The organism is Sphingomonas sp. 3-13AW, assembly GCF_049311085.1.
Taxonomy (GTDB): Bacteria; Pseudomonadota; Alphaproteobacteria; order Sphingomonadales; family Sphingomonadaceae; genus Sphingomonas.
In genome coordinates, this window is sequence record NZ_JASNVZ010000028.1 from 1 (window position 1) to 21,872 (window position 21,872).

Annotated in this window: 25 protein-coding genes; all 25 read right to left on the reverse strand. The window is 67.7% G+C overall.

Annotated features, from left to right (window positions below; all coding sequences use genetic code 11):
- On the reverse strand, positions 1 to 1,219 hold a 1,219-nt coding region (locus QP045_RS18850), incomplete at its 3' end, for a hypothetical protein (RefSeq protein ID WP_422516550.1).
- 50 nt (positions 1,220 to 1,269) lie between these two features.
- Positions 1,270 to 3,489, reverse strand: a complete 2,220-nt coding sequence (locus tag QP045_RS18855) for a phage tail protein (RefSeq protein ID WP_422516551.1) — start codon at positions 3,487 to 3,489, stop codon at positions 1,270 to 1,272.
- A complete protein-coding gene (locus QP045_RS18860) occupies positions 3,486 to 3,935 on the reverse strand; it encodes a DUF6950 family protein (protein WP_422516552.1) in 450 nt (149 codons plus the stop codon). The genes QP045_RS18855 and QP045_RS18860 overlap by 4 nt, the downstream gene beginning before the upstream one ends.
- Positions 3,935 to 4,576, reverse strand: coding sequence for a hypothetical protein (locus QP045_RS18865; RefSeq protein WP_422516553.1), 642 nt, complete (start codon positions 4,574 to 4,576; stop codon positions 3,935 to 3,937). Before QP045_RS18865 ends, QP045_RS18860 begins: the two co-directional genes overlap by 1 nt.
- A gap of 3 nt (positions 4,577 to 4,579) precedes the next feature.
- Complete coding sequence (locus QP045_RS18870) at positions 4,580 to 5,185, reverse strand: hypothetical protein (RefSeq protein WP_422516554.1); 606 nt, start codon at positions 5,183 to 5,185, stop codon at positions 4,580 to 4,582.
- The gene (locus QP045_RS18875; protein WP_422516555.1) at positions 5,182 to 8,241 is read right to left on the reverse strand and encodes a hypothetical protein; all 3,060 of its coding nucleotides are present in this window, start codon (positions 8,239 to 8,241) and stop codon (positions 5,182 to 5,184) included. The genes QP045_RS18870 and QP045_RS18875 overlap by 4 nt, the downstream gene beginning before the upstream one ends.
- A 181-nt stretch (positions 8,242 to 8,422) precedes the next feature.
- On the reverse strand, positions 8,423 to 8,872 hold the full coding sequence (locus QP045_RS18880) for a GTA-gp10 family protein (protein WP_422516556.1): 450 nt from the start codon (positions 8,870 to 8,872) through the stop codon (positions 8,423 to 8,425).
- On the reverse strand, positions 8,869 to 9,297 hold the full coding sequence (locus QP045_RS18885; RefSeq protein ID WP_422516557.1) for a phage tail tube protein: 429 nt from the start codon (positions 9,295 to 9,297) through the stop codon (positions 8,869 to 8,871). Before QP045_RS18885 ends, QP045_RS18880 begins: the two co-directional genes overlap by 4 nt.
- A 21-nt stretch (positions 9,298 to 9,318) precedes the next feature.
- Positions 9,319 to 9,711, reverse strand: a complete 393-nt coding sequence (gp17, locus tag QP045_RS18890) for a tail completion protein gp17 (protein WP_422516558.1) — start codon at positions 9,709 to 9,711, stop codon at positions 9,319 to 9,321.
- On the reverse strand, positions 9,708 to 10,256 hold the full coding sequence (locus QP045_RS18895) for a hypothetical protein (protein WP_422516559.1): 549 nt from the start codon (positions 10,254 to 10,256) through the stop codon (positions 9,708 to 9,710). Before QP045_RS18895 ends, gp17 begins: the two co-directional genes overlap by 4 nt.
- Positions 10,253 to 10,606, reverse strand: coding sequence for a phage head closure protein (locus QP045_RS18900; RefSeq protein ID WP_422516560.1), 354 nt, complete (start codon positions 10,604 to 10,606; stop codon positions 10,253 to 10,255). Before QP045_RS18900 ends, QP045_RS18895 begins: the two co-directional genes overlap by 4 nt.
- Positions 10,606 to 10,902 (reverse strand): head-tail connector protein, encoded by a 297-nt coding sequence (locus tag QP045_RS18905; RefSeq protein ID WP_422516561.1) that lies wholly within the window; start codon positions 10,900 to 10,902, stop codon positions 10,606 to 10,608. Before QP045_RS18905 ends, QP045_RS18900 begins: the two co-directional genes overlap by 1 nt.
- A 61-nt stretch (positions 10,903 to 10,963) precedes the next feature.
- Positions 10,964 to 11,116, reverse strand: coding sequence for a hypothetical protein (locus QP045_RS18910; RefSeq protein ID WP_422516562.1), 153 nt, complete (start codon positions 11,114 to 11,116; stop codon positions 10,964 to 10,966).
- Positions 11,117 to 11,193: 77 nt separating this feature from the next.
- Positions 11,194 to 12,507, reverse strand: coding sequence for a phage major capsid protein (locus tag QP045_RS18915; protein WP_422516563.1), 1,314 nt, complete (start codon positions 12,505 to 12,507; stop codon positions 11,194 to 11,196).
- 20 nt (positions 12,508 to 12,527) lie between these two features.
- Positions 12,528 to 13,454: a S49 family peptidase gene (locus QP045_RS18920; protein ID WP_422516564.1), complete on the reverse strand. Its 927-nt coding sequence runs from the start codon at positions 13,452 to 13,454 to the stop codon at positions 12,528 to 12,530.
- Positions 13,451 to 14,746 (reverse strand): phage portal protein, encoded by a 1,296-nt coding sequence (locus QP045_RS18925; RefSeq protein WP_422516565.1) that lies wholly within the window; start codon positions 14,744 to 14,746, stop codon positions 13,451 to 13,453. Before QP045_RS18925 ends, QP045_RS18920 begins: the two co-directional genes overlap by 4 nt.
- Positions 14,747 to 14,748: 2 nt before the next feature.
- Positions 14,749 to 16,503, reverse strand: coding sequence for a terminase large subunit (locus tag QP045_RS18930; RefSeq protein WP_422516566.1), 1,755 nt, complete (start codon positions 16,501 to 16,503; stop codon positions 14,749 to 14,751).
- Between the two features lies 1 nt (position 16,504).
- Positions 16,505 to 16,882, reverse strand: coding sequence for a P27 family phage terminase small subunit (locus tag QP045_RS18935; protein WP_422516567.1), 378 nt, complete (start codon positions 16,880 to 16,882; stop codon positions 16,505 to 16,507).
- Between the two features lie 310 nt (positions 16,883 to 17,192).
- Positions 17,193 to 17,498: an HNH endonuclease gene (locus tag QP045_RS18940; protein WP_422516568.1), complete on the reverse strand. Its 306-nt coding sequence runs from the start codon at positions 17,496 to 17,498 to the stop codon at positions 17,193 to 17,195.
- 3 nt (positions 17,499 to 17,501) lie between these two features.
- Positions 17,502 to 18,035 (reverse strand): host-nuclease inhibitor Gam family protein, encoded by a 534-nt coding sequence (locus QP045_RS18945; protein WP_422516569.1) that lies wholly within the window; start codon positions 18,033 to 18,035, stop codon positions 17,502 to 17,504.
- Positions 18,032 to 18,202, reverse strand: coding sequence for a hypothetical protein (locus QP045_RS18950; RefSeq protein ID WP_422516570.1), 171 nt, complete (start codon positions 18,200 to 18,202; stop codon positions 18,032 to 18,034). The genes QP045_RS18945 and QP045_RS18950 overlap by 4 nt, the downstream gene beginning before the upstream one ends.
- The gene (locus tag QP045_RS18955; RefSeq protein WP_422516571.1) at positions 18,202 to 18,459 is read right to left on the reverse strand and encodes a hypothetical protein; all 258 of its coding nucleotides are present in this window, start codon (positions 18,457 to 18,459) and stop codon (positions 18,202 to 18,204) included. The genes QP045_RS18950 and QP045_RS18955 overlap by 1 nt, the downstream gene beginning before the upstream one ends.
- 324 nt (positions 18,460 to 18,783) lie before the next feature.
- A complete protein-coding gene (locus QP045_RS18960; RefSeq protein WP_422516572.1) occupies positions 18,784 to 19,401 on the reverse strand; it encodes a hypothetical protein in 618 nt (205 codons plus the stop codon).
- A complete protein-coding gene (locus QP045_RS18965) occupies positions 19,379 to 19,747 on the reverse strand; it encodes a hypothetical protein (protein ID WP_422516573.1) in 369 nt (122 codons plus the stop codon). The genes QP045_RS18960 and QP045_RS18965 overlap by 23 nt, the downstream gene beginning before the upstream one ends.
- A gap of 108 nt (positions 19,748 to 19,855) precedes the next feature.
- Positions 19,856 to 20,449 carry a hypothetical protein gene (locus tag QP045_RS18970; RefSeq protein ID WP_422516574.1) on the reverse strand — a complete coding sequence of 198 codons (594 nt, stop codon included), beginning with the start codon at positions 20,447 to 20,449 and terminating at the stop codon, positions 19,856 to 19,858.
- Between the last annotated feature and the right edge of the window lie 1,423 nt (positions 20,450 to 21,872).

Sequence of the window (21,872 nt, forward strand, 5' to 3'; positions counted from 1 at the left end):
TCAGCTCGATAGGCTTGGCCCCGCTGCGGTAGACCATCCGCGCGTCGGAGGAATAGCGCGCGACGCTGGTGAAGGGCTGGCCGTAGCGAGCGGCGAGCACCTGCGGCCAGCGGTCGGTGACATCGGTGGGGTCGGAGAGACTGTTGCCGATGATCGCGAACGGCTGCTCGAGCGAATAGCTGGGAAAATCCATCCGCCGTGCCTGGCCGTCGAGCGTGATCGCGCGACCGCCCCAGGAGACGACGTGAGACGTCGGCTGCCCCGCCGTTGCCCATTCCACATAGCCACGCGGGTTGGCCGCGCTGGAGAGCGCGACCGCACGCGGCGAGAGGATCTTGACCGCCACGGCTGCGGCATCGGCTTCGCGCAGGGCTTCGAGCGTGCCCGGCAGGCCATAGACCTTATCCTGGGACAAGCCGCCGTGCATCAGGTCGAGGCGGGACAATTCCTCCTCAGTGCGCAGGCCCAGCCATGCGCCGGGCGCGAAGAGGTCGGAGCGCCATTCGAACGTCCGCTCGGCTTCCAGCACATGCACCCGCATGCCCGCGCCACGCTGATCGAGGGGGATCGCCTCGCGTGCGCCATAGGTCGCGACGGAACGGAATCCGGTGCTGGCGATCGCCTCGGTGCGCGTTGCCGCATCGAGCGCGCGTTCGGCCGCTGCAGTGCTGGTCACCAGCATGTCCGAAAGCTCGCCGGCACCATCGATCACCAGCTCGATCACCTCCTGGTCGACGATCGTCACCGTGGCCCCGGCATCGAGCAGGCCGCCGGCGCGCGTCTGCGCCCCGGCCGCCAGCTCACGATCGACAGGCGCGGTGTTGCTGTCGATCGCCGAGCCGAGCACCTCCAGGTCGCCGTGCAGGCGGGTGATGCCGCCCCACTGCAGGCCCCAGGCCATCACCCGCGTCTCGCCCAGTGCGCCGTACGGGAAGGAGCCTGGGTTGATGGTGGTGTCGCGGTCGAAGTGGATCCGCAGCATGCAGGCGGGAGCGCCGCCCACTGGCTCGAGCGGGCTCACCATCAAACCAAGGCGGAAGTCCTCGGACGTCACGACCAGCTCGAGGTTCGGCGTGCCCGGTGCATCGAGCGAATCCCGGATCTGGATGCGCGGCGCGGCCGCGATCAGCGCACCGGCCGACAGACCGATGATGCGGACCAGATAGGTACGCGGCTCATTGCGCCGGAGGCGAAGCCTCAAGCGAGCGTCGATTGCCATAGTGTCTCCTGTGGATCAGCGGGCGCCGCGCCGCGCCGTAGAGGCCGGCATCAGCGGCCCATGTCCTGCTTGATGTACCCGCCGGGCGCGGTGGGCTGCTCGGGATAGGTGCCGTCGGCCGCTTGCGTCGCCAGGTCGTAGAACAGCACCACGAACGCCGGTGAGGCGGTCTCGGCCGTCGCCGGCAGCGGAACCGCCGCCCAGATCTGGTTCGCGATCGAATAGACCAGTCGGTAGCCTGACGCTGGCGCCAACCCGCCGAGCACCGCGCCCGGAAAGGCAATCTGACGCCCATCGTCGATGGTGGCGGTGAAAGGCTGGACCGTGATCGTGTCGGCCGAGCTGGAGGCCGGATAGGCCGGCCCGACGTCGATCGAGCGGATCGTGTGCGAGGACCGGGGAGCTGCTGGCGTCGAGAGGTTGCCCGACGTCACCGGCCCGAGCACCAGGCGCTCGCTGACATTGCCCCGCACCCGGTACGAGATCGCCACCTCGTACCCGGCCTCGGGTGCGATACCCGCGATCTCGCGGACGGTGGTGGTGGGCTGGTCGGTGCCGGCCATGATCCATCCCCCGTCTGCCGCGCCACCGGTGAATTGCCGATATTCGAAGATCACCGCGTCCGCGCTCGCGTTGTTCACGGCGCCCGAGATCCGGAGCGCCGGCGTTGCAGCGCCGGCCGTCCCAAGCGAGACGCCGGCGACGCTCCAATCGCCCACCGCCGGCGCAGCGGCCGACGGATCATAGACGATGTTCGCGGTCGGCGGCGCGACCCCGGTCTGTCCGAGCGCATAGGGGTGCTTGCTGTCGGTCTCGGTGCGGACTTCGTACGTCACCACGCCGCTTGCCGGCTCTATGCCCCGCCCGGTGATCATCACCTTGGTTGACCAGCCCGGCTCAGGCTGGAACGTCACGCAATCGCCCAGCTTGTAGTTGAGCCACCACGGACCGAGCGGGATCGATCCCGGGCCCGCTTCGCGTGCGTCCAGGATCTCGTACGCCGCGAGCTGCGCGACCTGGTCGACGTCCTGGACCAGCGGGAAGGCGATCTCGCGCGTACGCTCGTCGCCGTCGAGGGCCACAGCTTCGGCGATCCGCACCACCTTCGCCGGTACCATCTCCCAATCGTGAGCCTCGGAACGATAGCTCGGGATCACCCCGTTGATCCGGTTTCGGCGCATCTGCGTGCCGGAAAAGGTGCTCTTGCCGCGAATGTCGGCCGCGGTGATCGTCGCCAGGCTAACCCGGGGCGCCTGGTTGATGCAGGAGAACTGGCCACCGGTGATCACCGGCTTTGCGCCTCCCGCCTGCAGCATGGCCTTCATGCTGTTCCAGGCGGTGTCGGGCCGCGTGACCACCTGCCCGCCGAGGGTCCAGCCCCGGACCTTGTTGAGGTTGCGCCCTTCCACGAACGCGGCGACGTCGATCTGCGCCAGCGGTGCGCCGATGCCGGCGACGCGCTTGCCGTTCATCCAGCGGCCCAGGCACCAGGTCAGCGCATGCAGGTGGGGATCGTCCGACCAGACATAGGTCTCTTCCTGCAGCGCGCGGCACGGCCCCGATCCGCCCGGATAGGTATCGTCCTGCACCGGATCCCAGACCAGCGCCCAATGCCCGATCCACCCCATCTTGGGCTCGGTGGTAAGCTGGCCCTTGCCCTTGTTGTCGTAGACCAGCGTGTTCATCACCGCGGGCAGGCCGGACAGCTTGTGCTGCGGCGTCCAGCCCGGGGGTGCGCCGAGCGGCGGTACCAGAGCAGTGGGTTCAGGGCAGCGGCCGAGCTGATGCCGCTGGTAGATCAGGTTGCGATAGGTGCCGATCGCGTTGCCGGCGCCGTCGAAGGATACCGTCGTGCGGTTGGCAAACGTCGCGTCGATCGACGCGGCCCTCGTCAGCGCAAGCACGGTGACGATCGTCTGGTACTTGTTGTTTTCGCCGCCGTGGCCGCGGCGATAGACGATGTTGCCCGACACCAGGGTCCGGCCCATCGGGTACGGCAGGCCGGCGTAAGGATCCGCCTTCCACTTCGTCTGCGATCCGCCCTCACTCGGCCGCGGCATCACCGCCTGGGCAACCGTGGAGAGCGTGAACAGTGCCGATCCCGCCAGCACGGCGCCGAACGTGCTCGCGCCGATTCCGGTTGCTGCCGCGCCCATTGCCACGGTCGAGCCGAAGGCGCCGGCCAGCGAGGCGCCAGCGGCGAGGCCGATACCGGTGGAGGCGATCGCCACGGCGCCGATCACCAGGGCTGCGGTCGAGAGCGCCTTCACCAGAGCCCTCCGTAGACCCGCCAGCTGGCGAGCACCTCGAGCGGATCCACCACGACCGCGCCGGCGACGCTTTCGTGAAACGCCAGCGCGCGGCCGTTCCCCACGCAGATGCCGATCGCATCGAGCTTGCCGGTTGAAGGCAGCGAGATCACGTCGCCGACGATCGCCTCGGCCGGAGCGATCCGCGGATACCGCTGGTCCAGTGCTTCGGCCAGGCTGGCGACGCCCATGCGCCGGAGCGCGCGCGTGGCGCCGATCGCCGTCTTGTAGCTTCCCAGCTTTGCCAGGCGCAGCTCGTGGCCGAGCTGGCGAAGGTGGAAGGCCAGCATCTTGCCACAGTCGGCCTTACCCCAGGCGAACGGCACGTCGACGAATCGGTCAAGGGTCGCCTGCGCAGCATCGCGCAGGACGACCAGCGGCGCGCTTGCGCCGGCATCAATCTGCATCAGGTGCGATCCCGGGTGATGCGGCCCAGGGCCGCGTTATTGGTGCGGGTCTCGACCGCGGTCAGGTCGATCTTCTGGCCCCAGGGCACATAGGTCTCGACCTCGCTGACAAACTCGAGCCCCAGCTCGCCTGGCCACACGCTTTGGTGCCACGCCAGGCACAAGCGCAGAGCTTCCTCGACCGCGAACAGCCGCTCGGCCACGCTGCCGATCCGATACTCGAGCCGCCGATCGCGGGCGTCCCAGGTGATGGTCGGCACGTCGAGCTCGCCGGCGAACAGGACATAGGCATGCGGCACCGCGAGCCCGGTCACCATGTCGACGCACCCGATCGAGATCGTCACCGGCGATCCCTGGACGGCCGGATCGACCAGTGCCGCCAGCGCGGTCGCGCTCGAGGGGATCAGCCCCAGCGAGACGACCGGCGCCTTCTCGCCGACGCTGTCGGTCAGGCCCTTGATGGTGTCGAGCGCGCCATAGACAGGATCTCGGCCGACGAACTTGCGGTTGCCGATCATCAGCTCGGCCGCACCGTCGACCAGCAGCAGGTCGTGCCCGGGCAGGTTGATCTCGACCGATCCGTACAGCAGCGGGCGCTCGCCGCGGAGAGCCGCGGCGAGTTGCGGGGACAACTGGCTCATACGCTATGCGTCTTCGGTGATGGTGATGGTGCCGAAGTCGAACATGCCGTCCTTGGAGCGATCCCAGGCCACCTCATTGCCCGACAGGCTGCCCTCGATCTTCAGCTTCTCGGCGAACTCGATCACGTCGCCGTCGTCGGGAATGACGCGCAGCATGGGAAAGATCGACAGGACGCCGGCGCCGGTCAGCAGGGTTTGCGGCTCGGCGACGAAGTGCAGATATCGGCGTCCGCGATGGACCAGGCTGATTGCCTCGCCCTCGCCGAAGTGGGCGCGGATGCCGGCACCGCGGACCGCAAGCAACGAGCCTGCCTGGCCCGCGCCGTTCACGACGGGCGAGCCGTGGATCCGGGAGGTGAAACCATCCTGGGTGAAGCGGACCAGCGCCCCTGCGAGCTTGGCTTGGCGCAGTCGCGAGGACCAGATGCGCCCGTGCGGCTCCGCCCGCATCGCCGGCGGCGTAATGTCCAGCGCGTGGCGCGTGCCGAGCCGAAGCAGCGTGAGTGTTGGCCCGCCGTTGGGCGCCTCGAGCCGGCCGCCCCAATCGAGCATGCGCAGCCGATCGCTCCGGAGCGCGGGCTTGTTCGGCAGCAGAATGGGCCCGCTCATTGCGGGATCGCCTGCATGCGATCGTCGGCCAGCTCGGCCTGCGCCATTTGGCTGCCGGTGACGATCGCCACCTGGGAATGTCGGGCCATCAGGGCGTTCACCTGCTGCATGAACTCGGCAGTCGTGATGGACTCGCGGAGATCGAACGTGATCGAGGAGCCACCTGCGCGAACGGGCGCGACGGAGTGTGGCGCCGGTGGCGCGCGGCGGTAGATACGCTCTGGTGAGACCAGGCCGCCGGCGGCGAAGCCGGGAAGCCGGCCCTTGTTCATGGCGTCGATCAGCGGCCAGTAGCGACGGGTCGCCTCGGCCGTGTTGATCGATTCCCCGTTCGACACCGCGATCGGCTCGTTCCCGCCCACCATCGCGAGGATGCTGTCCGAGGTGCCGGTGCCCGGGCCCGAGATCATGCGTCCGCCGGTGGCGAAGCCGCGGATCTTGCCGCCGCGCGCAAACCCGAGCGGCATCCCGATCATGGTGAGGATCCCGCGCTGCAGTGCCAGGCGCGCGAGATCCGCAAGCACCGACTTCACCATCTTCCCGACGGCGCCGGCGACGCTCTCCGTCCCGTCGAGGATCCCGAGCAACCCTTCCTGGAGCCCGTCGAGCGCGTTGACCTCGATATCGCCCAGCGCCGCGTTGAGATCGCCGACGTTGTCCTGAAGCCGCTCCCGATAGTCCTCCATCGGGTCGCGATCGCGCGTCTGCCGCTCGATCTGCCCGACGCGGTAGGGATGCTCCTCGTCGATCTGGCGCAGCTGGGCTTCGCCCTCTGCCCAGCTCGCGGGATCGTCGGTCTCGATCAGGCGGATTGCCCGGTTGCGTGCCTCTGCCTCCTCGTTGGCGAGGATCTGCAGCGCGATCCGCCGGCGCTCGGCCGCAGTGGTCGCGACGTCCGCCTGCAGCTGCAGGATGGTCGTCGATCGGCGCAGATGCGCGTCATCGGCCGCGAGCTGCTGGTCGAGCAGCTGCACGGCCTCTTCCTGCCGAATGGCGGCCATCTGTGCGGCCGCGTTCGAGCGGTAGATCTGCTGCACGACGTTCGCCTGCGCCTGGCTCCAGCGCTTCTGCTCGACCCCGGTCTGCGCCTCGGCGATCAGTCGATCGCGCGCCAGCTCGACGCCTTGCACGTCGAGGTCGGCCGCGGCGGCGATATCGGTGGTGCGGTCGCGGGTCAGCTGCAGCTGTTCCTGCTGCGCCTTCGTCAGCAGGTCCGCGTACGCCTCGCGGTTGCGGATCCGCTCCTGGTCCTTGGCCTCCTGCTTGCGCTGGATGCTCTCGGCCGACGGACCCTTGCCGCCCCAGGCGACGTGGAAGTGCTTCCCTTCATCGAGCAGCTCGGAAATCTCGACGCCCTGGTCGGTGAAGGCCTTGCGGATCTTCGCCAGCGTCATGCCGCGCGTTTTGGCGATGTCGATCGCCTGGCCGCGCTCATGGTTGCTGGTGCCGGGTGCCGCGGCGAGCGGCCCCTTCCCAGCGAGATAGGCGTCGTACAGCTCCTGCTGCTTCTCGCGGCTGCGCGTGGTGCTAGTGACGGTGCCGCCGATCCCGCGCGCAATCCCGACCGCGTCGTCGACGCTGATCTTGCGCCCGGTCTGCCGGTTCGGGTTCGACGTGCTGGAAGCTGCCGATTGGCGCTTCCGCTCCTTCTCGAGATCGGCTTCCCGCTGGCGCTCGATCGCGCCGAGCTGTCGGGTAAGCGCGGTCGTGACGGTCGCCCCGCCCTTCGCCGCTTCGCGCGCAGCGTTCCGCGCTGCCAGCGCCTGGTCGTCATAGAGCTTGTTGATGCGCGCGATCGGGTCGGCCATCCGCCTGGCGGCGTCCTGCGCGAGATCCACACGCGACTTGTTGATAGCGCGCTCGGCCGCTTCGACCTCGGTCTGCGCCTTCGCCAGTTCCACCTGAAGCCCGGCGACATCCTCGTCCCGAACGCGGCGCGCTACGGCGGCGCTGCGGGGATCCATGTTCGCGAAAGCGCTGTCGCCCAGCGCCTTCTGTGCCGCCAGCGCCTCGTCGAGCCTGGCCTTGATCGCCTCCCGAATGGCGAGAACCTCGTCCCGCTTGTTCCTGGCGGCGATGTTCGATCGCTCGGCCGCCGCGCGCTCTTGCTCCGCGGATTCGTCCAGCGCCTTGTTCTGGTCGGCGATCGCCGCGCTCAACCCGTCCAGCGTGTGCGCAAACGCATCTTTGGCATCAGCCGCGCGCTTGGTGTCGATGCCGTCCTGGCGCAGCTTCTCGATCGAGCCGTCCAGCCCCTCGTTCTGCTCGAAAACCTTCGCCACGAACGGCGTCAGCGCGACCATGCCGACCGTGAGCGCCACGCCCAGGCCACCGCTCAGGAACGAGCCGACAGCGCCCAGCTTGCCCTCGAACCCGGCAAGCGCACCGGCGGCCTGCGGCATCTGCTGCGCAAATGCGACGAACGCGCTTTGGCCGCTCACCACCTGGACGGTGAAGTCCTGGAACTGGAAACCCAGGTTCTGCATCGCCGCGCGCTGCTGCCCGGAAACCGCCGTGTGGCGCACCTGGGCCACGCCCAGCTCGCCCAACTCACGCTGCACGTTATCCAGTACCAGCGCCTGGGAGCGCAGCGCCTCGGCCTCATGCAGCGCGCCCTGCGCGGCTGCCTCGGCGGCGACGGCGTAGACCTGCGCAGCGGCAGTGTCGCCCTTGGTGGCAGCGGCTGCTCGAGCAGCTGCGTCCGCGACCAGGCGCAGGCCGTGCGCACGCGCCTCGGCCGCCGCGGCCGCTTCGCCGGCGGCGCTGGCGTTGATGACCTGGAACGCCGCGGATCCGTTCGGCGCATCGAGCACCGCACGCGCATTCTCGCGGATCTTCTGGAACGTGGCGGCGTAGGCGCGTTCCATCGCCTTGGCCGATGAGGGCGCACCCGCGCCCATGTCCTTCAGCGCCTTTTCCACCTCGGCCGCGGTGTCGTTCGCCGCGGTGCCGAAGGTGTTGAGCACCGAACGGCCGGCCTTCATGGCGGCCTCGAGCCCGGTGACGCTGCCGTTGACCGAGAGGAACAGATCGCGGCGGTTTGCTTTCGCTGCCATGCACGCCTCCTCTCAAACGCGAGAGGGCGACCCGCAGGCCGCCCTCTTCGCTTCTTCTACTGCCCGGCGGCGATCCGCCGGTTCGCTTCCTGGCGGGCTTCGATGACGGCCCAGACTTCGTGCGGCGTGGCGGACCAGTATTGGTCCGCCGACCACCCGAAGCTGTCCATCATGATCCCCATCATGCGGCGGTGGTGTCGGTCTCCGTCGTCGTCACCGCCGCTTTCGCTTCCCCCGACGCGGTGCGCCCGCCCGTCGCCGCATCGAGTAGGCAGATCGTCAGCCGAGCGCTGGCCGTGGCCGAGCCCTCTTCGAAGATCAGCTCGCCCAGGCGATCGGCACTGACCGCGCGGGTCATCGCATCCTGCGCGCCGGCGCGGATCAGCTCGGCCGCGATGATGCCCATCTGCTCGTTGGTCAGCTCGCCGGCGTTGCCGAGGCGGACCAGCGCCAGGTTGGAGCGGCCGGTCTTCTTCTCGATCGCCTTCAGCGCCGGGTGCGACGGCCGCAGGCAATAGGTGACGCCGCCGAGCGTGAGTTCGTGCTCGCCGCGGTCGGCGATCGCGACCGGCTGTTCGGCCGGCAGTTCCTGCGGCGCTCCCGCGCCAGCGGTCTTGCGGATCCGCTTCACGCGCCGGCGCCCGCACCGCCAGCAGCCACGCCGGTCAGGTTGTCGATTTCGGGGGTGTCGGCGTTCTTCATATCGGCGCTCCAGGTCGCGACGCCGACCGGAAACTCCGCACTGAAGTTGCCGACCGCTACGAGGCCCTGGAAGCGCGTGACGCCGCCCTTGGAGATCTCGACCTCCACTTCCGGCGGGTTCGCCTTCGACGCCGCCTCGAGCGCGACCAGGCCGGGATCCGGCAGCTTCAGATTGCCCGAGACCGAGATGCTGATGTTGGTCTGGCCGTACGTGCCCTTGCCACCATCCTTGTCGGAAGTGTCGAGGTCGGCCGAGTTGCGCTTGTAGCTGAAGGTGGTCTCGCCACCGATCGGCACGAACGCCGCGCCCGACTTGATCTTGACGCGGGTGTCGCGCCCCTGTTCGGTTGCCATGTTGCTTCTCCTTGTTCCGGCTCAGGCCGGCTCTGCTGTGAGGGTGAAGGTCTGCACGCCGGCGAAGGTGACGCCGTCCGGCCCCGCCCCGCTCACGGATCCGCTGACCAGGCGGGGCCGACTGAACACGACGCCGTCGGCCACTAGCTCGGCGCCGCTAAGGGCGCCGCCAGCGGCACCCATCATTGCGATCAGCTGGGCGCGATCCTTGCCGCGGTAGACGGTGATCAGCTCCAGCGTGATATCGAGCAGCGGATCTTCCTTGCTGCCCTCGTTCTCGAAATCGATATCGCCGAGCATCGTGAACGGCGGCTGCGTATCCTGGCGCACGAAGTCGAGGACATCGGGCACCGCGGCCGCGATCGCTTCGAAGGCAGCGCCCCGGGTCGCTTCGACCAGGTCCATCTCGGTCATGCAGCACCTCCCGCTGTCGAGATCGTCGCGCTCCAAAAGTTCGCCAGGCGCTGGGCCACGTCGATCTCGGGGCGCTCCTTCCGGACGAACGGCCGCTCGGCCATAGCGCGCACCCGCATCTTGTACGGACTGCCGACCGGCGTGCCGGCGTTCGGCCCCCGGCGCCGCATGCGCTTGCTCTCGCCCAGGTACTGGACCGTTCGCTTGCTGGTGCGGCCGTTGCCGCGGATCTTCCGCTTCAGATTGCGCGTGACCAGGACCGTCTGGCCGCGACGCCCGAACTCGATGATGCGGCCGTAGAACAGCTTCGATCGACCGCGCCGCAGGTTCAGCAAGCCGACCCGCACCCGAAGCTCGTCCATCTGCAGCTGGAGTTGCAGGCCGGCCTCTAGCTTCCCGGTACCGTTCGGCGCATCGCGCTTCTGCGCCGCGAGGATATCGCGGCTGATAATCGCCAGCTCGACGCCCAGCTGCTCGCGTGCCGCCTGGGGAACCTCGCCGAGCATCGCATAGGATGCGGCGAGACCCTTCACCCGGTCGGTCACGGTAGCTTCTGCACGCTTTCGGTGCTGGCCGTGATCACCAGCTCCTTGCGCAACCCGTCCGGATCGACAGGGGGCGCGGTGATGTTGAGGATCCTGCCACTCCAGCGCAGCTGATCCGACGCGAGCACGTCGTCCCGGAAGCGTATCGTGATCTTGTAGACCGCGATCCCCTGCAGTGCCTGCTCGAGCACGGCTTCGCGCCCGGGTTGTCCAAGGATCTCTGCCCGCGTGGCCGCGATCATCTGCCAGTCGTCGGTAAAACCGCCCCGGCCGTTCTTCGTCTCGACGGATCGCCAGATCTCGATGCGCTGGCGAAGCCGGCCGGCGCCGAGCCGCTTGCGGCCCGCCATCAGCCGATGCTCACCCGAACGTGCCGGCCGACCAGGACACGTACGACGCTAAGGTCGATCTGCACCAGCTCGCGGTTGAGAAAGAACTCGCCCAGGACGAGCTTGATGGCGTGGATGACGTTCGCCGGAACGTCTGCTGCGGTGGACCAGCCATCCTCGCCGAGCAGGGAACGGCCGAGCACGTCCTCAACCGTTGCCTGAGCGGCCAGGATCAGGTCGGAGAGGTGACCTTCCTCCCCTTCATTCTGCTCGAGCCCGAGGTGCTCTTTCGCAGCGTCGATCGTCACCAGAAGCATGGCGCACCTCCATCGGCGTTGGGGAAGAGCCCGGGTCGGCGCGCGGCCGACCCGGACAGGATCAGGCGGCGGACTTGTCTTCCGCCTTCGCCTTCACTGGTTCGGCGAACTTCTGGTCAACCAGGCGCTTCTCGGTGGCGGCATCGAACGAGGCGATCTCGTCCTTGTTGTAGAGGGTGCCCTGCTGGCACTGACGGAGGAACTTCACGGCCATTTTCGGCTCTCCAGATGCGCGAAGGGCGCCCCGTAGGACGCCCTGGCGCGGGTTGTGGTCGTGGTGTCAGCGGAGCCTTACGGCTTCCACTTCACCCCGGTCAGGACCGCAAAGGCGCTGTCATAGCGCAGCTGCGTGTCGTGCTCCTGGATCAGCCGGATCAGCGTCTCGTCCTGCGAGAATGCCGACTTCACCTGGCCGTCTTCGACGTAGGCCGCCTCGGTCGAGGCAGCGAGCGTCACCTGGAACGTGTCGCCGATCAGGAACTGCTCGAAATCGCCGAAGTAGATCTCCGACTCGTCGCCGGCAGCGCCTAGATTGTCCGGTACCGACGTGGTGATGCCGATCGGATAGATCCCGAGCCGCCCTTCGGCTACCTCCGGAAACGCCTTGTTGCCGTTGCCATCGCGCAGGTTCTCCAGGAACATCGCGACCGTGGGGCTCATGATGTAGCCGCACTTGGCCATTGGCACGTTCGCGTTGATCACCTTCAGCCGCAGGCGGCCGAGGTCGGAGGTGACCGACTCCAGCGACGTGTCTGCGGTGATCGTGAGCTTGTTGCCGGCCGGGATCAGCGAGCTCAGGCCCGCCGGCGCCGTGGTCGAGCCGGCACCGCGGAGGAACTGCTGGTCCTCCTTGATCGCGGCGCTGGTGACCAGGTCGTCACGCACCATCGCGTCGACGCCAAAGCTGGCGCGACGGATCAGCTGATTGGTGATCGGCACGATCGCGCGGAGCGTCTTGGCCGACATCTTCAGCTCGCCGACCGGGAAGCCGGTCGTCGGTGCGGGCTCACGCTCGCCGACATAGCCGGCCTGGCTGGTCCCGGTCTGCTTGCGCATGCTCAGGTTGCCGTCCGGCATCGGCACGGATCGCGCGCCCATGTTCCGGATGGTCACGCGCGGGCGCAACAGGCCGATGAAGTCGCGGCTGTAGGCGGTGTCGACCAGGTAGCCGCCCTTGGTAGCAGTGGACTGCTCCATGTTGGCGACGATCTGGCCGGTCTGGTCGCCCCAGATCCCCTGGGCATGGGCGGCCATCGCGCGCTGGTCCTGGCCGCCGGTCGCGGCGATCGCGATCGCTACGCGGCCGACCATTGCACCGGGCTCGATCTTCTCGGCGACGGCAGCCGGCACGGTACCGGGCTGGCCTGCGGTGGTGGTGCCGCCGGGTACGGTCACCGGGGTTGCGGCCGACGCCTTGAGGGCGAGCAGCTGCTCTTCCGTGGCGATCTTGGCCTGCAGGCCCTTCGCCTCTTCGGCCTTCGCGTCGAAGGCGGTCTGCTCTTCGGCGGTGAGGTCGCGGCCGTTATCGTTGGCGGCTGCCTCGAGCATGCCGTCCATCGATGCAACGACGGCCGCCAGGCTGGTCTTGAGCGCGGTAATGCGCATGGACACGTCTCCTTGGTGGGTTAGCTCGCGCGGAGCTGCGCGAGCGTCAGGGTGTTCGCCGCGGCCGTCCGCCGTGGCGCTGCCGGTCCGGCCTTGGCGAGCCGGCGGATCGCACCGTCGAGGCCATCAGCCTCGATCCGGTCGACCATACCGGCAGCCTTGGCCGCCTTTCCGGTGAGGGTGCCGCCCTTGCCGAACTCGCTGCGCACCGTTGCTTCGGTCACGCCGCGGCCGCGGGCCACAGTCTGGATGAAGATGTCCTCGATTCCGTCGAGCATCTGCCGGACGACTGCCTGCCCTTCGGGCGTGGACAGGTCCGGACGCTTGTTCGGCGCGTTGGTGCTCGCGATCTCAAGGTCGCGGCGGCCGTTCGCGTCGGGATCGACCTGGTAGGAGGTGGAGATCAGCACGCCGATCGAGCCGACCACGCCGGTCGGATCGAGGCTGATCCCGCCGGCGGCCGCGCTGCCGATCCAGTAGGCGGCCGAGCAGCACAGGCCGGTTACGTGAACCGAAATGGGCTTGGGCGATGCTGCGACCAGGCGCGCGAAGTCGTTGACCTGGGCGACCGCGCCGCCCGGGCTGTCGATCACCATCAGGATCTGGCGCACCTCGGGCGATGCCTGCAGCGCGCGCAGATCGGCGGCGGCGATATCGAGCGACGCGGCGCCCGAGTATTCCGTCATGATGTTCGACCGCGGGAATACCGGGCCCAGCAACGGCAGCATGCCGATACCGTCGCGGAGCATTGCCTTGCGGGTACCAGGCGCGCGCTCGCCCATTGCGGCGACCGCGGAAAGCTGGCGCTCCTGGTGGCCATCGTCCTTCAGCGCCAGCACCGCCGGGTCGTCCAGGACGCGCAGCGCGATCGCTTCGATCGCCTCGAGATAGCCGGGCATGATGGCCCACGGCTGCGACCGGATCGCAGCGAGAACATGCTGGTTCATTCGTCTTCCTCGGACTCGCGCGCGGGCTCGGCCGGGCGGCTTGCGGGGGTGGAGGGCGCAGCGCCCTCGAGCGTGGAGCCGGATCCGACGCGATACTTGTCGCCGCCGGGCCGCTTGTTGCGGTTCTCCATGTCCCGGACCTCGTCCGGGTTCAGGATCCCCTTGTCGATGCCGATCGCATAGGCCTCGTATCGGCTCTTGAGGTCGCCCTTCAGCATCGCCTCGGGCATGAACTCGAAATAGCACCCGGGCTCGGCGAACTGGTGGTTCAGGTGGGCCGCCGCCCGTTCGAAGTGCGCCAGCATCGAGTGCAGGTACAGCTCGAGGCTCTGGTGCTCGATGTTGGTGAAGGTCGCGCGGCTCAGCTCGAACAGGACGTGGGGCGGAACCCCGAAGGCGCGCGCCACCTCCACAACAGAGAAGGTGCGCGTCTCGATGTATTGCGCGTCCTTGTTGTTGTGGGAGAGGAACTCGGCCTTCATCTCCTGGTCGAGCACCGCCGTTGCGCCGGCGTTACGCGGGCCCGAAAAGCGCTGCTGCCAGTCGTTGCGGATCCGCTGCTTCTCGTCCCGGTCGACCTTCGCCTTGGTCGTCAGCACCGTCGACGGCTGCGCGTTGTTGTCCCAGAACCGGGCCGCAAACTCGTTGGTCGCTGCCGCACCCTCGAACGCATCGGCGAGCAGCTGCAGGCGGTTCACGCCGACCAGGCCGTCGCGGCTGAAGCCCGGCACATACCAGATCTCGTTGCGGGTCAGGCGCCGGCGCGATCCGTCCGGCAGCTGCGCGTCGTAGAACATCTCCAGGCCGTCGGTTTCGTCCCAATGCTGGACGGGCTCGAGGCCCTCCGGGATCAACCGGCTAAGCGCCTTGGGCCGGTAGAGCTGGTCCCGGTGAATGTACGCACCGAAGCGGCCGCGCATCAGCAGGTCGCCCATCATCAGCTCTTTGAGCAGGAACGCGGGCTGAACCGCGTTCGCGCTGGTGAGCATCATCTGTGCCTGGGGCGCATCGTCGACGCGAACCTTCCCCTCGGCCGTCCGCCGGTAATAGTGGCACGGCGTCATCGCGTAGAGGCCGCACAGCACCTCGAGCGCGCGCAGCACCGCCGGTACGGTAAGCGCCCGGCTTTCGCCCATCGGTGCATGGCCACGCTTCCCGCCGAGCAGGTTCAGCACGGTCATGCCGCCCGGGTCGTTCAGGCCATCGGCCTCGCTGACGATCGTCGTGCCGGTGCCGGCGGTCGAAGCCCGCCACGCCTGAACGGCCGCGCGAGCACGGTCCATCATTCCCATGCTCAAATCCCCGTATATTCGAAGCCCTCTTCGGCCTCGCCGGACAGCGCCACCGCCAAAGCGGCGATCAGCGCGACCGGGTTGTCGATCTTCGCCTCGGCCCGCGGTTTGCGCGGGTAGACGTTGTCCTTGGCGTCGAGCTGGGCGACGACGTTTGCGACTTCCCATTCCATCACCGGACAGCCGGCGTGGGCGATCAGCTCGGCCCGCATGAAGGCGTCGAGCTGCTTCATCGGGTCGGAGAAAGTGACGACGGTCGGCCGCACCTCGAGAACCGGCGCACCCTTCTTCATAAGGCGGGTGACCAGCATCGTGGCCTGGGCGGGATCGTAGGCGATCGTCTCCACGTCGAAGCGCTCCCGCGCCTCGTCGATCGCCAGCTCGATCTCCTCGTAATCGGTGATGTTGCCGGGCGAGACGTCGAGCAGGCCCTGCGCATGCCAGCCCTGGTAGGCGCTCACATCTTCCACGGTTCGCTCGGGCAGGAAGTACCTGCCCAGGCGAACATAGGGATCCTCTTTCGTCGGTCTGTCGCCCAGCGGCGGGAACAGATACTCGAGCGCGGCGATATCGAGTTTACTGGCGAGATCGAGGCTCAGGATGCAGCGGCGCCCCGCGAAGCGCTCGAGATGCTCGGCGTCGATGAAGCGCACCGGAATGTCCGGATCCGCGCACCGCCGCCATGCCTCGATGTCGAAATAGGCGCTCTTTGCCGCCACCCATTGGTTGAGGTGCTTCGTCTTGAAGACGCCCCGCTTGCGTGGCCGCTCGACCGCGTCGCGCTGCTGGGCGAGCAGATACTCCAGCTTGACCGAGATCCCGACGTTCGGGTTGGCCTTCGCCAGCGTCTCTGGCGACTTCCAATCGTCGCCTTCGTCTGCCGCATATTCGGCGAAGAAGGTCGCATCCTCCAGCGGCGGGCCGCCGCTATGCCCGATCCCGGCGAGCTTCTCACGCTCCTCCAGGACCATCGCGTAGCAGGGCCCGGCCAGGTTCTCGCCGGCAGTCGTGATCAGCAGCTGCAGCGGCTGCGATCGCGCGCCCATGCCGGTGATCATGGTGTCGACCTGGCCGTCGTCGACGTGCTCGTGATACTCGTCGTGGATCGAGCAGCTCGGCGATTGCCCGTCCCCCGGGTCGCCGATGATCGTCTCCATCTTGGAGCCGTCATCGGGCCGGTGCAGCATCTTCGCCAGCAGCTCGATCTGAAACCGCTTCCGGAGCGGCTCGAGCCGCTGGACCATCAGCCAGGCGGGTTTGAACACCTCCCATGCCTGCTTTTCGTTCGTCGCGCCCGAATAGACCTCGGCACCGAACTCGTCGTCGGCGCACAGCATGTAGAGCCCGACGCCCGCTGCCAGGGCCGACTTGCCATTCTTGCGCGGCACCACCAGCAGCCACCGGCGGAACCGCCGGCATTCCTTCTCCGGGCCGGCCTTGTGAAGCCACCCGAACACCACGCACAGATTCCAGATCTGCCAGGGCTCGAGCGTCAGCCGCTTCTTCAGCCGTGCCCATTCGCCCTTGGTGTGGGGCAGCTTCTCGATAAACCGGCACGGCTTGGCCGCGCGCGCCTCGTCGAACCGGTACGGGAACAGCGCCGTCTCGGACAGCTTCAGCTCGTCCAGGAACCGCTTGCACTGCAGGCGAATGAACTTGCCCGCAGGGATCGTCCCCGCGACCACGTCGGCCGCATACTTGCGCGCGATCGCCGGATAGTCGCGCTGGGACGGCTGCGCCGCCGGGGCACGGACCATCTTAGAAGTCGTCGAACTCGCCGGCGCCTTCCGCCTTGCCCGACGCGATCTTGAGCGCGGCCGAAGGGTTCAGCATCAGCTCGCCCAGCAGCGATTGCGCCTGGCGCATCGCGTCGGACAGCATCGCCACTTCGGGCCGAGCGCGGATCATCTCCTGCACCACCGGCTCGCCGTCGACCTTGCGCACCGACCGGCTTGTGCAGGTGTCGCCCGCGGTTTCGAGCACCGCCTGGAAGCGCTGGACCTGCTCGAGCCGGATCGCCAGCAGCGCGACGTGCTGCGCGAAGCGCGGCTCGGCGCGGCCTTCCGCATGCAACAGGCCGGCGACCTCGTTGAACAGCAACTGCGCCAGATCCGACAGGTGGATCGGCGGAACCATGCCACCGACCGTCGCAGGCAGTTTCGCCCGCTCTGCTGCTGTCATCGCCAGCGCCGGCGACTTGCGTTTGCGCCCGGCTCCGGGGCGCGATCCACCGCTCCCCATCCCCGAACCTCCGTACAAAAAGGGTTTTGATTTCGCCCGCGTAGAAAGAAGCCTGACAAGCGGTGTCCGGCCTCGGGCCGCCCCAGGGATCCGACCCACCCCCCCTGCCCGGCGACGCCAGCGGGTCCGGCCGGCTCGGCCGAGGGGCTGGCCTCGCCTGCCGCCCAGGGCGGCCTAGGAGGCCCTCAGAGCGCCTCGCCGGCGGTCAGGCGCCCAGCGCCCGCTCTCGCTCCGACTTCGCCTTGTGGCACGGCTCGCACACGCCCTGCAGGTTCGCCCTCGCGTTCGACCCGCCGCGGCTCAGCGGCACGATGTGGTCGATCTCTTGTGTCGCCCTGGTCCGGCCGTTCTCGAGGCAGGTCCGACAGAGCGGCTCCTCCTCGCGAACCTGCTTGCGCAGCTTCACGCCGGCGCGGCCGCGGATCCGCTTGTGCTTGTACGGCCCGCTCGGCGTCCACGCTTTGCGCGGCTGCGATCGCTTCGCTCCGAACTTCGGCGGCTGCACCGCCATGCGTTAGCTCGCGGCGCTGCCGACCGTGCCGGCCTGGGCCACACGCTCGAGGAAGAACACGGGTTGGCCGTCCTGCTTGGAGAAGCCCAGCTCGCTGAGCTGCTTGGCGTGCGGCCCGTCGAGCGCCTTCAACGCCGCGGCCTTGTCGATCGCGTGCGTGGTTCGAACGTAGGGCTTTGCCCAGCGAGCGGCCTGCAGCTTGGTAAGCACGGCTTCCACCTCGCCGGCGATCGCCAGCGTCGTGCGGCCGGTGCGGGTGCCGAGCATGCAGCCGCCCAGCTCGGCCGACTTGCGCTTGCCCTTGGTGATCTCGGCCTCGGCCGTCTTCCACCAGGCGGCGATCGCAGCCTCGATCTTCGCCAGCTCGGCGACGATCGGCGCGGCCAGGACGTCCGCCGCGGCGTTGATCTTCGCGATCTCGGCATTCCGGTCGCCGTTGGTCTTCTCGAGCGCGGTGCTGAGGGAGGCGAACCGATCGAGCAGCTCGGTCGCCTTGGCAACCGTGCGGGGAGTCTTGATGGCGGGTGCCAACGTCATGCCGCTTCTCCTGCGGCTTGCGCCGGCGTGTTCATGTTGTGGTGGCGGACGCGCTCGACCGGGAGGGTGGCGAGGATCTCGCGGACCAGGCTGACCGGCAGGCCGATCAGCGCGTCGTCCGGATGGCCCTGGACGGCGCGCTGCATGGCTTCACGGGGAATGCCCATCACCAAGTGCCCTTCGTGCCGTCAGCGCTGAGGTGGAGCGGCGCGGCGACAGGGCGCGCGCCGCGTCCGCGGAACGGCGCGACCAGTTCGCGGGCGATCGCCTGCGCCTCTTCCTCGAGATCATTGAAGTCGGATTGTGAGAGGTTGCCCAGCCGCGCCCGCTGGGTCAGCGCGTCGAACCGCGGTGTGATGCGTTCGAGCTGATCGGCCAGGCTCGGGCGCGGCTGGGCAGTGGCCACGGTCAGAAGCTGCCGCAAAGGCCGAGCTGCGCCTTACGGTGCAGTCGGCGGGGCAACTTGGAACCGCGGACCAACTTCCGCAGCTGCAGGGCAGCGCAGCGGAGGAGCGGCTGATCCCGGGTCAGCTCCACGATTGTTTTGCGGCGGTAGGCGCTGAGCTTCAGCGCGGTAGTCCGAAACGGGTCGGCAGCGTTCACGGTCACATGGGCTCTCCCCGATAGCACGGCGCCCGCGCACCCGGGGCGGGTGGCGGGCGCTGGATGCAGCTGTGGCGGGGTCGACTTGCCGGTTACGTGACCGCTTTTCGCCGTGCCCTTTGGGGCACTGTCCACAAGGGCACGTCTAGCGGTGCCAGCGCTGCAGGCCGGTGACCAGGATCGTGCGGGCCCGACGATTGGACATGCGCCAGCGCCGCGCGGCCGCCGTCACGCCGAGGTCGTCGACGATGATCGCCAGCAGCATCGGGGCGTGGGGATGCATCGCTTCGCGCCACCGCGTGTAGGCACGCTCCCGGATCACTGCCGAGATCCGCTCGGCCGCAGCCGCGTCGGGCCCGCCGCTGCCGCGTGGCTCCAGCTTGGCGGTCCGGACCGACACGTCCGCGACGATCGAGCGGTGCGCCTCCTGAATCTCCTGCGCGGCCGCGAGCTGGTGCAGATCGATCGCGCCGGTCTGCACCAGGCGGGCGAGCGCGCCCTCTCGACTTGCTTCGGCGGCCGCGTGTTCATGCGTCTCCGGCGTGCCTTGCGCCTTGCGCGACCACCGCTCGCGCAGCGCAACGCGCTCCTCGATGCCGGGCGCGAGCGGGATCACTGCCGGCGCCTTGCCCTTGCGGACCCGGTTGGCGCCCGCCTTGGGACGTGGCGCACCCATGACCAGGTGCGCGACGCGTTGCCGCTCCCGCTCGTCAGCAGTGAAGGCCGGCGCGAGCGCCGCGCTAGGCATCAGGGGCTTCGGCATCTGGATCCTCACTTGCTACATCAGCCACATGGTCGATGACGGCGACCAGCGGCAGATGCCCTTGTGGGAACGGGAGGCGAGCCTCCTTGATCTCCTCGTCGATGACGTAGCCGGCCCTGCGCAGCTCCTCGAGCGCGAGCTGACGCGCGTACCCGGGCACGACAATGCCGCGCTGCGCGCCCGGGGTGCGCTCGATCATCTGATCCACCGCAAGTTGGTGGACCAGCGCCTTCGCCCTGGTACGGCTGACGTCCAGGCCGCGCGCGATCTCCACGATCGACGGGCTATGCCCGGCGCGCTTCATGAAGTCGGTGATGAACTGGTACGCTTGGTCTTTGCGGCTCACTCGAACTACCGGCGCCGCAGCTACGGACGCCTGCATCGGTCCACCCATGCTTTCCCCTCAGTCCCCCCGAAGAGAACATAGGGCGAATACATGGTTCTCGCTACTCAGTTACCCCGGCGTCACGTCGGGCAACTGGTGCGCGCAACTCTCCACGGCCTGGGCTACCAATTGCACTCGCTTCTTTAATCCGTCGATCCTGACCGGCTCCACCGACTGCGCGATGCGGGAGAGAGAAACGGTCTTGGCAGTGACGGGCAGATCGCTCGCTGCAATGACGTAGAAGTCCCACTGCGTTGCGTCGCGGTGATCGGTCGTATCGTCATACCCCTCATGCCGCGCTAACACGTAAAGTTGCGCAGCTCTCCCGCTCAGCGGGGACCAACCGTCGTCGCCATAACTCCAGGATCGTGCGGCAACGTCGAATATGGCCTTGCTGGGTTTGATCGTCTTCCACGTCTGCTTGGCGGAAGACTGCTTTACCTCGAGCTTCAGCCCGTCTGCCCGTTCGAAGTCCCAAGACTTGTAATCAGCGCCGCACCAATCCCACTCCGGGGCAAGAGCCGTGGCGACCATCGCCTCAACCAACTGTCCGCGCCAGACGTTCGTCACGACCGGGCTCCCGTATGCTGCCCTCACCGCCTTGAGGACGATCTCCTCAACTGCAAACGGGTTGCTCTGCTGACCCGGTGTATCGAACGGCATTCTTCACTCCGTACAGTGGTAAGATCAGGCGGCTTAGCGACGAACACGGCGGAGGGGCCCTCCGCCGTGGTCCAGCAGACACTGCGGATATCGTGGGATCAAGGGCCTTCGACGCTCATCGGTACCCCCGCCGTACCCCCGAACGGCAACGGCAGGAGTCGCCCGAATGCCCGTCATCCAGAGCGCTGCTATAGCGACCGAAAGCCGTCGTTCGTTCATGGCCGTAAGCCCCGCTTGCGGAGGTTCGTCGGCTGTGAAATCATCGGGTGATGCGGCGTTGCACAATTCAACTAGCGAAGGGCATGGCGGCCTTACTCGTTGTGGCGATTGCTGGAAGTTGCAGCAGCACTGTTAAGCGGTTGGATGCCTCAGAAAGCCGCACCTGCGTCGCCCAAGGCGGATATGAAAGTCGCAGCGCCTTCGGCTTTCCGATATGCCAATACCGGTATCGAGATGGCGGAAACTCTTGCTCCGACAAGGCAGATTGTCAGGGTCAGTGTCGCTTGAGTGTCGACGGATCGCCGCAGGTTTCTATTCCCCGTGCGGGCGAGATGGCGAAAGGATTGTGCCAAGCAGAACGATACAGCCCCGGATGCTTTGCCACCATCGAGGGTGGTAAGATAACGGCAGAAGGCGCGGTGTGCGAAGATTGACATTCTGTCCGCGCGACAATTTCGCCGTCTGGAAGCGGACGGCCACTTCCCACCCAGACTGCGACGTTCCGGACCCGCAAAGCGGACCCTAAGAGCTGACCTTCCGCTTGCGCCCCACTTACGGACATACCGATCGCAGTCGGTTGATCCTGATTGCGGACGTTCGTCGATCCGGTAGGTTCAACTGATGCGTATCCGTATGATATTCTACTTGACCGTCCTCCCCGGCCTTTCGGCATGCGGACGATGGCACCAGACAGACCAAAAAACGTCGCCTGACGGTCGCGCAGTGGCCACTGTAGAGGTACAATTGCGGGGCGCATCAAGCTCTAACACCACGCGGATCAGCGTCGAGAATGGCAACGGAGGAAAGCTGATCTCGCCGGGAGAAATCGTCTCTGCTGACGCCGCTATTGTGGATGCGACACGCGTGACATGGGCAAGTCCAAACGATCTGCGGGTGATCTTGTGCGAGGCAACAGCTTATCGGGTTCGCGCTCGTCTTCTGCGCGACCCTGTGACGCTCCAAGATGGCTCTGAAAACGCTGTCTCAGTAGCAATTGAGAACTGGCGCTATTCAGAACAGAAGAAAAGGTGCGTGCGGAGCTAAGGCCCGCTTGGCGGCGTTCCAGCCCGAAACCGGACTGTCTCATAACCACCCACTTCCAGCCGTTCGCGGCGGAGACACCCTCCGCCACGATCCAGCGGCCACCGCAGAAAAGCGAGGTCCAACTGCCGCTGACGCGGCGTCATACCCCAACGGCACCCCC